Annotated in this window: 11 protein-coding genes and 1 pseudogene; 4 read left to right on the top strand and 8 right to left on the bottom strand. The window is 51.3% G+C overall.

What is annotated here, in order from left to right; all coding sequences use genetic code 11:
* Positions 1-26: 26 nt before the first annotated feature.
* The 7 genes and pseudogenes from MHI42_RS31385 to MHI42_RS31355 all read right to left on the bottom strand — a co-directional run bounded on the left by MHI42_RS31385 (position 27) and on the right by MHI42_RS31355 (position 8,459).
* Positions 27-1,667 (bottom strand): sugar ABC transporter substrate-binding protein, encoded by a 1,641-nt coding sequence (locus MHI42_RS31385; protein ID WP_342421729.1) that lies wholly within the window; start codon positions 1,665-1,667, stop codon positions 27-29.
* A 66-nt stretch (positions 1,668-1,733) separates the two neighbouring features.
* Positions 1,734-2,621 carry an ABC transporter permease subunit gene (locus MHI42_RS31380; protein ID WP_171718142.1) on the bottom strand — a complete coding sequence of 296 codons (888 nt, stop codon included), beginning with the start codon at positions 2,619-2,621 and terminating at the stop codon, positions 1,734-1,736.
* A gap of 15 nt (positions 2,622-2,636) precedes the next feature.
* Positions 2,637-3,617 carry an ABC transporter permease subunit gene (locus MHI42_RS31375; RefSeq protein ID WP_231575181.1) on the bottom strand — a complete coding sequence of 327 codons (981 nt, stop codon included), beginning with the start codon at positions 3,615-3,617 and terminating at the stop codon, positions 2,637-2,639.
* A gap of 183 nt (positions 3,618-3,800) precedes the next feature.
* Positions 3,801-4,820, bottom strand: coding sequence for a LacI family DNA-binding transcriptional regulator (locus tag MHI42_RS31370; RefSeq protein WP_342421728.1), 1,020 nt, complete (start codon positions 4,818-4,820; stop codon positions 3,801-3,803).
* Between the two features lie 111 nt (positions 4,821-4,931).
* A pseudogene (fabZ, locus tag MHI42_RS31365) lies at positions 4,932-5,444 on the bottom strand (3-hydroxyacyl-ACP dehydratase FabZ).
* Positions 5,445-6,594: 1,150 nt separating this feature from the next.
* The gene (locus MHI42_RS31360; RefSeq protein ID WP_342421727.1) at positions 6,595-7,983 is read right to left on the bottom strand and encodes an MATE family efflux transporter; all 1,389 of its coding nucleotides are present in this window, start codon (positions 7,981-7,983) and stop codon (positions 6,595-6,597) included.
* Between the two features lie 44 nt (positions 7,984-8,027).
* Positions 8,028-8,459 carry a MarR family transcriptional regulator gene (locus MHI42_RS31355; protein WP_342421726.1) on the bottom strand — a complete coding sequence of 144 codons (432 nt, stop codon included), beginning with the start codon at positions 8,457-8,459 and terminating at the stop codon, positions 8,028-8,030.
* 374 nt (positions 8,460-8,833) lie between these two features.
* On the opposite strand from MHI42_RS31355, the gene MHI42_RS31350 reads away from it, so the two are divergent.
* On the top strand, positions 8,834-9,667 hold the full coding sequence (locus MHI42_RS31350; protein ID WP_342421725.1) for an SDR family oxidoreductase: 834 nt from the start codon (positions 8,834-8,836) through the stop codon (positions 9,665-9,667).
* Between the two features lie 91 nt (positions 9,668-9,758).
* A complete protein-coding gene (locus tag MHI42_RS31345) occupies positions 9,759-10,337 on the top strand; it encodes a TetR/AcrR family transcriptional regulator (RefSeq protein WP_342421724.1) in 579 nt (192 codons plus the stop codon).
* A gap of 54 nt (positions 10,338-10,391) precedes the next feature.
* Here MHI42_RS31345 and MHI42_RS31340 read toward each other — a convergent pair whose 3' ends face one another.
* The gene (locus tag MHI42_RS31340; protein ID WP_171718135.1) at positions 10,392-11,147 is read right to left on the bottom strand and encodes a YheC/YheD family protein; all 756 of its coding nucleotides are present in this window, start codon (positions 11,145-11,147) and stop codon (positions 10,392-10,394) included.
* A 212-nt stretch (positions 11,148-11,359) separates the two neighbouring features.
* Between MHI42_RS31340 and MHI42_RS31335 the strand changes: the two genes are divergently transcribed.
* Positions 11,360-12,175: a DUF6492 family protein gene (locus tag MHI42_RS31335; RefSeq protein WP_342421723.1), complete on the top strand. Its 816-nt coding sequence runs from the start codon at positions 11,360-11,362 to the stop codon at positions 12,173-12,175.
* Positions 12,176-12,189: 14 nt separating this feature from the next.
* Complete coding sequence (locus MHI42_RS31330) at positions 12,190-13,521, top strand: sugar phosphate nucleotidyltransferase (RefSeq protein WP_342421722.1); 1,332 nt, start codon at positions 12,190-12,192, stop codon at positions 13,519-13,521.
* Positions 13,522-13,587: the final 66 nt, after the last annotated feature.

The raw sequence follows: 13,587 nt of genomic DNA, 5'->3' as shown, positions 1-13,587 counted from the left end.
AAAACGGGCCCTTTCCTGTGCCTTGCTTATTTAATGCCAAGCTTTTCCTTGTTGGCTTGCATCTTCCCGCTGCGGATTTCTACGATCTTATCCCAGCTGTTTTTGTCCAGGAAGGCTTTATAGTCAGCCAAGGTACTGTCAAAGGCTGCATCATCCTTGGCACGGATCATGCTTACCATTGTTGTGTTCCAGGTGGTGTTAATCGCCGTCAGGCCGCGGGCTTCGGCTGTACCCTGATCGGGATTGATGTTCTCCAGGATGAAATGCGGTTTCAGCTTGCCTTGGCCCCATTCCTGCATTTGCTTGATCGATTCAGGGAAGGCATCCTTGCTCAGCGCTTTGTGGCGGTCATGCCCGAAGAACATGAATTCGCCCATCCGGTAATCCTTCTTGAACTTATCCGCATTATTCAGCTGCAGATCCTTCACTTCAGGCAGCAGTTCAACCGTTCCGTCGCTATTTGCCTTGTAGGTCTCGCCTTCAATACCATAGTTCATCAGCTTCTGGCCTTCTTCGCTCAGCAGGTACGTGAAGATTTGAATCGCTTTAGCCGGGTCCTTGCAGTCTTTGGTGATGTAGCTGATCATCCAGCCGGTAATCCCGGATTGATTGAGGGTCGGCTGATGTCCAACCGTGCTCTGTGGACCATCGATGGCAATGTACTCTTTTCCCGGATTAGCACTCATGAAGATCTGCAGATTCCCGCCCTGCTGTGGAGTACCGTCGAGCAGCATCGTGGCATATTTACCGGATTTCACTTTCTCCTCGAAGCCTGTACCGTCATCGGCAAAGCTGTCGTCACTGATCGCTCCGTCTCTGTATACGGCATTCAGCGTCTTAAGCCAGGTCAGATAATCCTCATCCAGATTGCGGTTGTAGAACTTGCCGTCTTCCGTTTCCAGCGGAACGCCGATGAAATCCTGCAGCACATCCCCGAGCGAGCCGGTGCCTTCCCCAATGGAGTTGAAACCGAAGGGAATCATCTCAGGGAACTGTGTTTTGATCTGGTTCATGACATTCTTGAATTCTTCCGGGGTCCCGAAGGAGGGGCTGCCCAGTGCTTCATAGACATCCTTGCGGATAACAAAAGCCGTTTTGGCCGGAATGTTACCGCTGTCATAATCAGCCTGTGTATTGGAATAGTTAGGATAGCCGTAGGTTTTGCCGTCTTTCAGTTGGAACCAGTTCAGCGTGTCGGCCGCAGCAACCTTGTTGAAGTAAGGATCATATTTCTCGGCCAGATCATTCAGCGGGAGCGCCCAGGTAGCGGCCTTCTGCACGACCGGAGAGTTCGAGTCGAAAATCGTCAGCAGATCCGGCATATCGCCACCCGCGAAGAACGTATTCAGCTTGGTGTCGTCTCCCGTAATGAACTTGATGTCGATGTTCAGATCCTCTTTGATCTTCTTGGTCACCACATCCTTGCCGAAGTCCGTATTCCACCAGTCCGCGTTGACATACCAGGTCAATTCCGTAGTCTCTGACTTTTTATCCAGCTGCCAGGCCGGAGTTTCCGGGTCCACCGTGTAGCGGTCTTCTATTGAGACATCGCTGCCCTTCTTCGAACCGCCGTTTGAGCTGCAGCCTGCCACCACCAGCATTGCCGCCATCAGCAGCAGCGCGAGCTTAACACCCTTATTCCCCAGAACTTTATTCATTTTAATCATTGATAAACCTCCCATAATATGATGTAGAAACCGATTTCTTTTGAAAAATACGCCCCCTCTTCTTCTCTACTCTTTGACCGCCCCCATCATCATGCCGGAGATAAAGTACCTTTGAAGAACTGGATACATCGCAACAATAGGCAGGGTAGTAATGACAATTGTTGCTAGCTGAACCCCTTTGGTGGTGGTTTCAATCACGGCTGAGCCCCCGATGTTCTGCATCGACTGGGTCTGTGACTGCACGATAATCTCATACAGCTTCATCTGCAGCGGGTAGAGCGCCTGATTGGTGATATATAGCTTCGTTGTCATGAAGTCGTTCCATTGCCCCACCCCGTTGAACAGAGCGATTGTCGCCATAGCGGGCATGGAGAGCGGAATGAAGATTTTGAGGAAAATATGCCAGTCGCCTGCGCCGTCAATCTTGGCCGATTCTTCAAGCGAATCCGGGACATTCCGGAAAAAGTTCATCAGAATGACAACGTCGTAATAGCTGAATAATGCGGGTATGATGTACACCCAGAAGCTGTTCAGGAGTCCGAGCGATTTAATGAGCAGGTAAGTCGGAATCATCCCGCCGGAGAAAAACATCGTAATGACGCCCATCGCCACATACAGCTTGCGGCCGCGGATGTATCTTTTGCTGAGACCGTAGCCGATCATTGCGCAGAAGAACACATGAGTGAAGACCCCGACGAAGGTTTTGGAGATGGAGACCAGGAAGGACTGCCCGATGCTGCTGTCATTAAATACCGCGCGGTAATTCTCGAGCGAGAACTCTTTGGACCAGAAAATAAATCCGCCCTCGGCAAGCGCCTTGCCTGAGCTCAAGGATGAAATAATGACGTTCCATAAGGGAACGAGAATAATAACCATGAAGATTACCAGCAGAACCATATTGACCGCGTCAAAGATCCGGCTGTCGATATCTTCTTTAACCACCTTTCGGTTCACAGCACATGCCTCCTTCTATAACACGGATTGATTATCATTTAACTTACTGGTGATTTTGTTGGCCGTAACCAGCAGGATCACCGATACGATGGAGACACCCAAACCAACGGCGGTCGCATACGAGAAGTCACCTTGCGTCATCCCCATACGGTATACATACGAATTGATGACCTCCGCTCTGGCCCGGTTCTGGGAGTTCATGAGGACCAGCGTCTGATCCAGATTAGAACCGAGTAAACCGCTTACAGTCAGAATCAGATTCAGGCTGATAATCGACTTCATGTTCGGAAGCGTGATATTCCAGATTTGCCGGAGCCGGCTGGCTCCATCTATTTTGGCCGCCTCGTAGTAGGTCGGATCGATTTTTGACATAATGGCCAGATACAGGATCGTGCCCCATCCGGCTTCTTTCCAGATATCGGACAACGTGGCAATCCACCAGTACTTGCCGGAATCCAGCAGAATGTTGGACGGCTTCGAGATCAGTCCCAGATTCAGCAGCAGCTCATTGAACAAGCCGGAAGTAGAGAACCAGGTGATCAGCATCCCGCCGAGTACGATCCATGACAGGAAATGTGGCAGGTAGGAGATGGTCTGGACGAATTTTTTGAAGCGGCCCATATTCAGCTCGTAAATCATGATCGCGAGAATAATCGGAATGATAAACCCGATCCCAAGCTTCAGGAAGCTGATGCCCAGCGTGTTCACGACCGCATCCCAGAAGTATTCGTCAGACAGAATAATCTTGAAGTTATCCAGCCCCACCCAAGGTGCGGAAGATAGTGTGTCTATGACCGTGTAGTTCTTGAAGGCAATTGTCAGACCGTAAATCGGTATGTAGCAAAAAATAATCATAAAAATAATGCCCGGCAGAATCATGGATTGAATCTCCCACTGCCTTTTGTAATCGATTACAAACTCTTTGATCCGCTGCCCCATAGGCTTCTTGGCGTTCGGCGGCATTGAAGTTGGCGGTACTACAGCTGTTTTATTCACGTTCTTCTCCCCTCCAAATCAAGAAATCAGATGTTCAAATCAATAAAAACGTTTTTATTTCCGCGCAAAAAAAAGCCCCCCTGCTGTGCATATTTTTATATAACAATGAAGTAGAAACAGAAGGAAACCTAATCGAGCGAAAACATATGGATATTTATATCTGGAAACGACCACTCCTGCCCTTTACGGGCGGTCATTCCGGTCCATCTTTACATGGCTTGAGCCTCTTACTACCAGTTCACCCTGCAATTTCTGTACGGCGCCTTGCTCTTTCTCTTGAATCATACGCACCAGATGGTCAATTGCCAGCATGCCCTGCCTTGCGATCTGATTCCGCACTGTCGTGAGCGGCGGCGAATAGTATGGAGCGATATCAATATCATCGAAGCCCATTACGCTGACATCCTCCGGCACCTCATACCCGTAGCTCTTAAGCGCCTGGATACAGCCGATCGCACTGATATCATTACCGGCCAGGAAGGCGTCAGGCAATTTCTCGGGATGCACGCGGATAAAGGACTTCACGGCATTATAGGTACTGTCTTCCTCAAAATAACCCTGAAGAATATAATCCTCATCCACCGGAAGCTGATATTGGCGGAGTGCAGTCAGGTAACCTTCCTTACGCTGCACACTGTCGAACATCGTATCTACGCCGGAGATATAGGCAATTTTCTTATGCCCCAGGCCGATTAAATATTTGGTAGCCTCATAGCCTGATTCAAAAGAATCAAAAATGATGCTCCCCATCCCTTCGTCCTCCAGCACCCGGTCCAGAAACACTGCCTTGATCTTGTCTTTCTTCATCGCGGCAATGTCCTTCTCGTCGATGCCCAGCTCCTCGTAGATAATGACGCCATCCACGCGCCGTCCGAGAATGTTGCTCATAACCACCTGCTTGTCCTTGGTGACAAATACATTCAGGCCATAACCAAGGCGGTCGCATTGACGGGCCATGGATTCTACCAGCTTGTAGAAGTATGGACCTGACACACTTGTGGTGAAGAACCCCAGCATCTTGGTCGTACCGGATTTCAGCAGCTTACCGTTCAGGTTCGGAACATAATTCAGGCGCTGCGCTACCTTCAGCACATGGGATTTGGTCTCCGGGTTGAGTACATCCACGTCATTCAAGGCGTTGGAGACCGTGGAGATGGAGACGCCTGCTTCTCTGGCCACGTCTTTGATTGTTATCTTTCCCATATCATTGTTCCTCTACAATAAAAACGTTTTTATAGTTTATAAAATAGCATGAAACCGTTTTAAACACAACACTTTTTCTCATGATCTTTCTCCAGCCACCTTTTCCGCTAGTTATTGCCCGCTGAACGCAAACATAATCTCTGCCTCGCACACCCGCTCACCGTCTACAGTGGCGGTCCCGGTTCCTTTTACAATCATCCCTTTGACGCGTGTGACCTCAAATTCAAGGCGCAGCTGATCTCCCGGCTTCACTTGACGCTTAAAACGGCAGTTGTCGATTCCCGTGAGCAGTCCAATTGTGCTTCCGCCCTCTTCCTGCTTGGACATGGCTAGACCGCCTACCTGGGCCAATGCCTCTACGATCAATACACCCGGCATCACCGGATATTTGGGGAAATGCCCCTGGCAGATCCCCCCCAAAGTGGTGCTTAGGCTTTGATGATTACTCAGGTACTTTGCGGGGACCCCAAAACATATAAATCCCTAATTAAAAATAGGTTCGTTTATACTCACATTCTTAATCCCGACCGCCCGCTTGCCTTCTTCAAGCTCGGTGATCCGGTCTACCAGCAGAAACGGATAACGGTGGGGAATCCGCGCTTGAATTTCATTGACGTCCAGCATACAGTAACTCCTCTGTGATTAAATTTATCTCATTTTACTATAAAGCAGCTGGATTTAGCTATGCAGGAGTTGGGCGGGCGGATGCGGGCGGCAAGTAACCGGGGTGAAGTATGGTGCGGAGGACTGGCGGTAGTTCGGGCGTGGGCGGTGGGTGCCGGTGGCTGGCGGGGTGCGAGCGTGGGCGGTGGGTGCCGGTGACCGGCGGTGGTGCGGGCGGGGGCGCTGGGTGCCGGTGACTGGCGGGGTGCGGGCGGGGGCGGTGGGTGCCAGTAACTGTTGGTGGTGCGGACGGGGGCAGTGGGTGCCGGTAACTGGCGGTGATGCGGGCGGGGGCGGGGGGTGCCGGTGACTGGCGAAAGTGCGGGCGTGGGCGGTGGGTGCCGGTAACTGGCGGTGGTGCGGGCAAGCACGAGTTGGGAGGTGAATGCGGACTGAGTGTTATAGGTGCAGGCGATGATGAGGCGTATTGAGAGACGCGGTCCCCCTTCGTTCCACTCACTAGCCCACTTGCAGCAGAATTAAAGGGATTTATCCCTCTAATTTCACTCGTCCCGCCTACTTTTGGCGTATTTAATGGGATTTATCCCTCTATTTCCCTCATTCTGCCTAATTTCGGCGTAATTAGTGGGATTTATCCCTATATTTCTCATCTGTGCCCCACTTCTACCGGAATCAGGGGCACTTTTACCCCTCATTTACCTCTCCAGGCCCACTTCTACCGGAACCAGGGGCACTTTTGCCCCTCATTCCCTACTCCAGGCCCACTTCTACCGGAACCAGGGGCACTTTTGCCCCTCATTTACCTCTACAGGCTACCTCCAACGGAACCAGGGGCACTTTTGCCCCTCATTTCCCCCTCCAGGCCCACTTCTACCGGAATCAGGGGCACTTTTACCCCTCATTTCATCTCATAGCCTACTTCGGGGTCCCATGAATACATCGTATAATTTCCTAAACGCCAAAAAACCTTGGATATAAGTTAAACTTAAGAATGTTGATCAGCCGATGTACGAACCTCCTGCAGAGCAAGAAGTTCGTCCATGCAGCATTTCAGATTCTAAGTTTACCCTATATAGATTCAAGGTTTTTAAAGAAATCTAAGTAATTTACTTAGGGCTTCGGGTCTTCAAGTCCCCAGTGCTTCAGGGCGTCACACCGACGCCACCGGCGCAGCCCCCTCCGGATCATCTACACTAGCCATGTTTCTCAGCTTCTTGTTGAAGCCTAGGAACAGGATAACACCCAGGAGACTGGTGGTCACCTCGGTAACGGTCATGGACCAGATCACGCCATGCAGGCCGAAGAAATGATGCAGCACGATAATCACCGGGATATAGAGCACGCCTTGCGTAACTGCCATAATCCCCGCCTGTGCGCCTTGGCCTGTAGCCTGGAAGATGCTCATGAACAGACCGGTGAAACCATTGAACAGCGCGGAGATGAGCATGGCTGCCAGGATGTAAATCCCCATGCTGATCACCGAGTTATCATTGGAGAACAAATGCAGGATAGGTCCCCGGAACACATAGACCAGACTAACAAATACCACCGCAATGCTGGCGATATAGCCAAAAGCATACTTAATACTTGAGGTAAGTCTGGCTCTGTTCCTGCTGGCATAGTTAAAGGCGAAGAGCGGGATCAGGCCCAGGAACAGTCCCATCGACAGGAACTCGGGAATCTGCACAATTCTCAGCGCTACCCCGAACCCGGCTACCACATTATCACCATACTGGATGGAATAGTTATTAAGCAGCAGTGTTGTCACAATCAAAAAAGCGCATTGCAGCAGTTCAGTGATGCCGACTTTATAGATCTCCAGCTTATCCTGCAGGGATATTCTGAAATGCTTCAGGAACCCCCTGAGATTCTGACTCCGTTTCTCCAGATAATAGAGATAATAGAGTGCCGAACCAAGGTTAGCGAGGCACATGGCCAGCGCCGCTCCTGCTACATGCCAGCCCAGAATCAAGATAAACAGCGGGTCAAAGATCAGGCTGAGCGCCGTGCTGATGAAGATCCCGTACATGGACTCCTTCGACGCCCCCTCCGCACGGACCAATTGTTCGAGTGCAAAGTTAAGCACAATCGCGAAACCGCCGGCGAACATCGTCAGGGCATAGGTCTTCGTGTAATCGAAGGTTGCCGCATCCGCACCGAGCAGGCGGGTGAGCGGATTAATCGCCAGCAGCGCCAGCAGGGCGATAACGATCCCGGCGATGATGCTTGCATAGAAGGTATATCCGGCGATCCGCTTTCCCTTCTCCGTATTCTTCTCCCCGGCCAGCCGGGTGACGAAGGTTCCGCCCCCCACTCCGAACACATTGCCGAAGGCCATCAGGACGGTAAAAATCGGCAAGCCCAGCGTGATCGCCGTCAGCATCCCCGTATTATGCAGCAGGCCGATGAAATACGCGTTGATCACATTGTAGACCGTTCCGACTGACATGCCGATCATCATGGGAACCGACAAATGGAATATCGCCTTTTTCATTGGAGCGGATTCCAGGTAATATTGGTTGGATACTTCCTTGTTCATATTCATTCCTCCAAACGTGTACTTTCATCATCCAATTCATTCCATTACAAGCTTTGATTAACTTTGGACAGCAGCGACAATAGGGTTGATGCCTCCTCTTTGCTGAGCTGCCGGGTAATACCGGCTTCAACATCCGAGAACATCAGGTTGAACTCCTCGACCAGGATAACTCCCTTCTCCAATACGGTCAGCTTCTTCTGACGCTCATCCTTGTCATGGGTGACGCGGGCGATATAACCTTTCTTCTCCAGGCCCTGGAGCATGCTGGTGATGCTGGCCCCGCGCCGCTTGAACTGCTCCGCCAGATCCTTCTGGATCACGCCTTTGTCCTGATTCTCATAGATATATCCGATCATCCGGCCTTGCGCGGAATTCAGTCCCAGCTCGTTCAGCCGGGCATCGGCAGAGCTCTTAAGCTTCAAGCCAATCTCACGGATCAAATCTGAATACGGTGTATGCAAAATAGGTTCGGTCATCTTCATGTCCCCTTGTCGATTAGATAGAATTCTAAGTAATATAGCAAGCATAGTAGATAGAATTCTAACTGTCAATGTTCTAACTATCTGGACATCTTCTAAATTATCTGGATATCTTCTAGCTAACTGGATACCGAAGCAGACCTAAGCCTCTCCTCCTTTCGGCATAGCCTTGATCCCTGCTGCAGACCTAATGTACTTAGGGAATGTAAACTGAGTTTAAACGGAATCCAAACAAACAGCATATATACTTGCCCTTGACAATCCCCGCCGAAAGGATAATAATGTCCCTAGAATGATCATTCTAATGGACGGTATATTTTTTTATCACGCATTAGAATGATCGTTCGATCTAAAATTAGGAGGGAATATTCATGTCTACTAACACAGCAGCTCAAACGATTTTCATCACAGGTACCAGTTCGGGACTCGGAAAGCTAACTGCGATTCATTTTGCCAAAATGGGCTGGAATGTGGCGGCCACTATGCGTACACCGGAGAACGGGCAGGAGCTGCGCCAGTACGACAATATCAGGCTGTTCAAACTGGATGTTACAAATCCGGACCAGGTGAGTTTGGCTGTGGATGCGGCTATAGACGCTTTTGGCAAGATAGATGTTGTTGTTAACAACGCAGGAATGGGCACCTATGGACCGCTGGAGCTGGCGGCTGAGAAGGATATCGATTGGCAATTCGCTGTCAATACCCGGGGACCGATCAATGTGATCCGCCGCTTCCTGCCTCACTTCCGGGCCAATGGCGGCGGGATGTTCATCAACATCAGCTCCTTCATGGGTGTGACCACTGCGGTTCCGCTCGGCTCTCTCTATAATATGTCCAAGTTCGCGCTGGAAGGATTAACCGAAGGGTTGTACTACGAGCTGAAGCCGCTGAATATTGAGCTGAGGCTGATCGAGCAAGGCGGTTCTTCCGGCAATAACTTCACGAATAATATCATCTGGAACAGAGATGAGAAGATTACAGTGTACGATGAGATGATGGAGAAACTGAGTGCGCTGATGGGAAACCGCGACAACAGCCAGCTGGATGACCCGCAAGTAATTGTTGATGCGATAGCAGACCTGGCCACCGGGGTAAGCAGCAAATTCCGGACGGTGATCGGCGATACAGGGAACAGCTTAATGGCGCTGCGTAATTCCGTGCCGATTGAAGAGTACCTGGAGACCATGGCGCAGAATAACCGCTAAAACGCAGTCATAATACCGTTCCCCTACGTGCCTTGACAAGCCGGAACCTCTTGCCTTACATTAGAATGAATGTTCGATTGGAGGCGGGTTTATGTTCGACAATTATAATAAGGTTCAGCAGGCCGTTCTGGAAACGACGCTGGGTCTGATTATTGAGAAGGAGCTTCAGGCGACTTCCATGTCGCTGATTGCCAGGAAATCCGGGATTTCTACCGGAAGCATCTATCATTATTTTGAGAGTAAAGAAGCAATCATCAATGAGCTGTATAGGGGTATCGTTACTTTTAACGGGCATAAAGTGCTTGACGGTGTATATACCGACGAACCTCTGCGCACCCGTCTGGAGCGGGCCTGGAGGAATCTGATCACCCTGTCACTGGAGTATCCGCAGGGCTTTCAATTTATCGAACAGTATTCGTTCTCGCCCTATATCTATGATGAAGTCAAGCAAGCGGCCTATGAAGGCGGCTGGTGTCATCCGCTGGAGAAGCTCTACGCCGAAGCCGTTGAGCAGAAGCTGTTTACCGCTATGGACCCCAAGTTCATGGTGCAGATGCATTACGGCTCCATCGTCTATGTCGTGAAAAGCGCACTGAACCATTATCTGGACCTTAAGGACGAGGAGATCGAAGGTCTAATTGACTCCTGCTGGCAAAGCGTAAGCCTATAAAAAAATGATCACAAAAGAAAGGCCTTGCACGTTAGCAGGCCTTCTTTGTGTGCTCTATGGCTTCAGGCTAAAACGCCGGTACCTCATCACTCTGCGGTACATGGATTTATCCTTAAGCTGATTAAAGATATACGGGTCAGGATTCATGTTCACTTCAATAATCCATGGCTTGAGCGTCCGGTCAAGACCGATGTCTACACCGAATTGCCGGTGGCGCGGATAGGTCTTCTGCATTTGAACCGCGATGCGTGTGCCCAGACGGTTCAGCTCTCCCTTCAGCTGCGCGAGCTGGTGGGCCGACAGATGGGTAGAGAGCAACTGCTCCACTGCGGTCGGTTTGCCGCCGCTGTGGTAATTGGTTACTATTTTGCGCGGATGCCCCAGCCGGCCAATGATCCCGGTAGCCTCCCAGACGCCCTTGGGGCTGAGCTGCACCATCACCCGGATGTCGAAACGGCGCCCGCCCTGCTTCAGCAGATGGATACCTTTTTGAACCAGATAGCTCCTTCTGCCGATCTTCTTCGCCAGACTTTTATGAAATGCTTCAAACGTATCGAAATGGCGCCGCGTTTCCTCATACTGGTACGTATACCCCTGCCGTTCCCCCCGCTCAGCGCGGATCACTCCATTGCCATAGGTTCCCCGTTCAGGCTTGACATAAATCATTCCATAGCTGTGAATCATCTGCTCCAGATTGCGTCTGGTAAACCTCCGGGTATCCGGAATGAAGGGGGTAATGGTTTGGTTCTTAAGCAACAATTGGGTCTTGTACCATTTGCTCTGACCTGACTGAACCTGCTTGGCTGTCACGCATGCACTCTCCTGTCCGGGAAGGAGCTTTCCATCCTCCCTTGATTTGCATAGTCGCTGCATTCTATGCGGAAGAAGGCGTATTTGAATAAAGCATCTGCCCCCTATGGGAAGATAAACTTTCAGCAGGATCATTGCCCTGTCAACCGTTAATCCGCAGGCATACCCTAGTGCAGACGCTCAAGTGTCAATATAGGTACGGAGATGAACCCATGTCAGATACTTCGGAAAATGTAACGAAAAACGGCCCTCCAATCGATGTTCTGATCCCGGCTATTGAAAAGGATCTTGCCACCCTCCCCCATGTGATCGACAGTCTCCGCCGCTACGTCCGCCACCCTATCAGCCATATTTATATTGTTTCGCCGAACAGCAGCAAGATCAGAGGGCTGTGCTCCCGCAAAAATTGTGTCTTTGTCAATGAAACCACCGTTCTGCCGTTCACCAAGAAAGCTATCCGCTACTCCTCTTTCCGCTGGAACCGTTCCGGCTGGCTGTACCAGCAGCTGCTTAAGATGAACGGGGATCATATTTGCCGCGAGAAATTTTTCCTGGTGGTTGATGCGGATACGGTGCTGATTCGCCCCCATCGTTTCCGTTCCGGCGGGAAAAGCATCTTTTATTGCCGCAGCTGGAGCCAGCCGGAATATTTCCGCACCTACCGGAAGCTGCTCGCCGCCGCCGCTCCTTCCCCTAAGTCTTTTGTTACACACTATATGCTGTTCGAGTCCGCGAAGCTGGCCAGTCTCAAAAGAACTATTGAAGCCCGGCACGGGATGCCCTGGCATGCCGCCATTCTCCGCTCCATCGACAAAACGAAGCAGTTCGGCTTCTCCGAATTCGAAACCTATGCCAATTATGTGTACAGCAGGAACAGCGCCGCTGTGCTGCTCAGGAACGCCAACAATAAAGCTCTGAAGACTCCGGCAGCCTCCCTGGGCAAAGCGCAGCTTCAGAAGTATGCCCGTACGTACCGTTCGCTGTCCTTCCATCAGCGCAAGGGATATTCCACTCCGCCCAAACCTTAAGGAGGCAGACCGCCTTGCATACTATTCTTCTAAGCGGGGGCTCCGGTATGCGGCTATGGCCCCTCTCCGGCAGCCTCCGTTCCAAGATGTTCCTGCCGCTGCTTCCTGCACCTGACGGGGGCACAGAGTCCATGATCGGACGCGTATGCCGGCAGCTCACTCAAGCGGGACTTGACGAATCCGTGCTGTTCGTCGCACATCAGGACCAGCTGGCCATCACCCGCCGCTATACCGGAAACAAGTTTCCGGTGATCGGGGAGCCTCACAAGCGCGGCACATTTACGGCAGCCGCCTATGGCGCCCTGCATTTGTACTCCGCAGGAAAGGCTAGACCGGAGGACATCATCTGCGTGGCTCCGGCTGATATGTATGCGGACGAAGACTTCTTCCGGCTGTTTCCTCAATTTCCGGATATTCTGGCATCCTCACAGGCAGAGCTCCTCCTGCTTGGAACCCAGCCTGCCTATCCTTCCGATCAATACGGCTATATTGTCCCGGCACAAGGGGGCACGGAGGCGTATGCTCAGGTGCTCTCTTTTGCAGAGAAGCCGGATATCGCCAAAGCCCGGGAGCTGATAGAGGAGCAGGCTTTATGGAACTGCGGGGTATTCGCGTTTCGGCTAAGCTTCCTGCTGTCGCATCTGCAGAGGATGGGGCTGCCCGCTGATCATGCGGCATTTGCTGCGCAATATGCCGGACTTCCGGTCCGCAGCTTCGACAAGGAAGTGGCGGAGCACAGCACCAAAGCAGTCGTTGTACGGCATAAGGGGGAATGGTCTGATCTGGGAAGCTGGGATACGCTGGCTGCCCGGCTGGACTCTCCGTTGACTGGCGAAGGAGGCCTATGGGGGGAATGCCGGGATACCCATATCGTCAATGAGCTGAAGGTTCCGCTGCATGTAATCGGTGTACCCGGCATAGTCGCCATAGCGAGCCCCGAAGGCATCCTGGTTGCAGCCAGGAAGGAAGCAAACATGATCAAGGATATCCTGCAAGAGCATTCTGTTCAGTTGCCGAGGTACGGGGAGACCGGCTGGGGCAGCTATACCCTTCTGGACCAGGCGGCAAACGATTCGGGGCTTGTGCTTACAATTAAATTATCCCTGCTGCCGGACCATGCTCTGCTTGAAATGCCCTGTCTTCATTCCAGCAAGAGCTGGATGGTCGTGTCCGGTCACGGGGAAGTCGTTCTGAACGATTCGATTGCTGAGGCCCGTACAGGTGAGATATTTACAATGGTTCGGGGAGACCGGCATGGAGTCAGGGCATTCAACGCCATGAAACTGATTGAGATACGGACTCTCGAAGAACAAGATGAAGATCACTATAAGATCTACGACTCCTGATCAGAAATGAATCGTTAGAAAACTTTACGTAAAAGCATAGAAGCACCCTCAGTACGGTGAGATACC

Source organism: Paenibacillus sp. FSL E2-0178, from assembly GCF_038593005.1.
GTDB lineage: Bacteria > Bacillota > Bacilli > Paenibacillales > Paenibacillaceae > Paenibacillus_AQ > Paenibacillus_AQ phytohabitans.
The sequence above is the reverse complement of the archived record's forward strand: the minus strand, read 5'-3'. Positions and strand labels throughout refer to the sequence as shown.

What these genes read in the sequence shown, in the direction of transcription:
- MHI42_RS31385 (WP_342421729.1), bottom strand. Translation starts at nt 1,667, where the DNA reads ATGATTAAAATGAATAAAGTTCTGGGGAATAAGGGTGTTAAGCTCGCG.
- MHI42_RS31370 (WP_342421728.1), bottom strand. Translation starts at nt 4,820, where the DNA reads ATGGGAAAGATAACAATCAAAGACGTGGCCAGAGAAGCAGGCGTCTCC.
- MHI42_RS31360 (WP_342421727.1), bottom strand. Translation starts at nt 7,983, where the DNA reads ATGAACAAGGAAGTATCCAACCAATATTACCTGGAATCCGCTCCAATG.
- MHI42_RS31355 (WP_342421726.1), bottom strand. Translation starts at nt 8,459, where the DNA reads ATGACCGAACCTATTTTGCATACACCGTATTCAGATTTGATCCGTGAG.
- MHI42_RS31350 (WP_342421725.1), top strand. Translation starts at nt 8,834, where the DNA reads ATGTCTACTAACACAGCAGCTCAAACGATTTTCATCACAGGTACCAGT.
- MHI42_RS31345 (WP_342421724.1), top strand. Translation starts at nt 9,759, where the DNA reads ATGTTCGACAATTATAATAAGGTTCAGCAGGCCGTTCTGGAAACGACG.
- MHI42_RS31335 (WP_342421723.1), top strand. Translation starts at nt 11,360, where the DNA reads ATGTCAGATACTTCGGAAAATGTAACGAAAAACGGCCCTCCAATCGAT.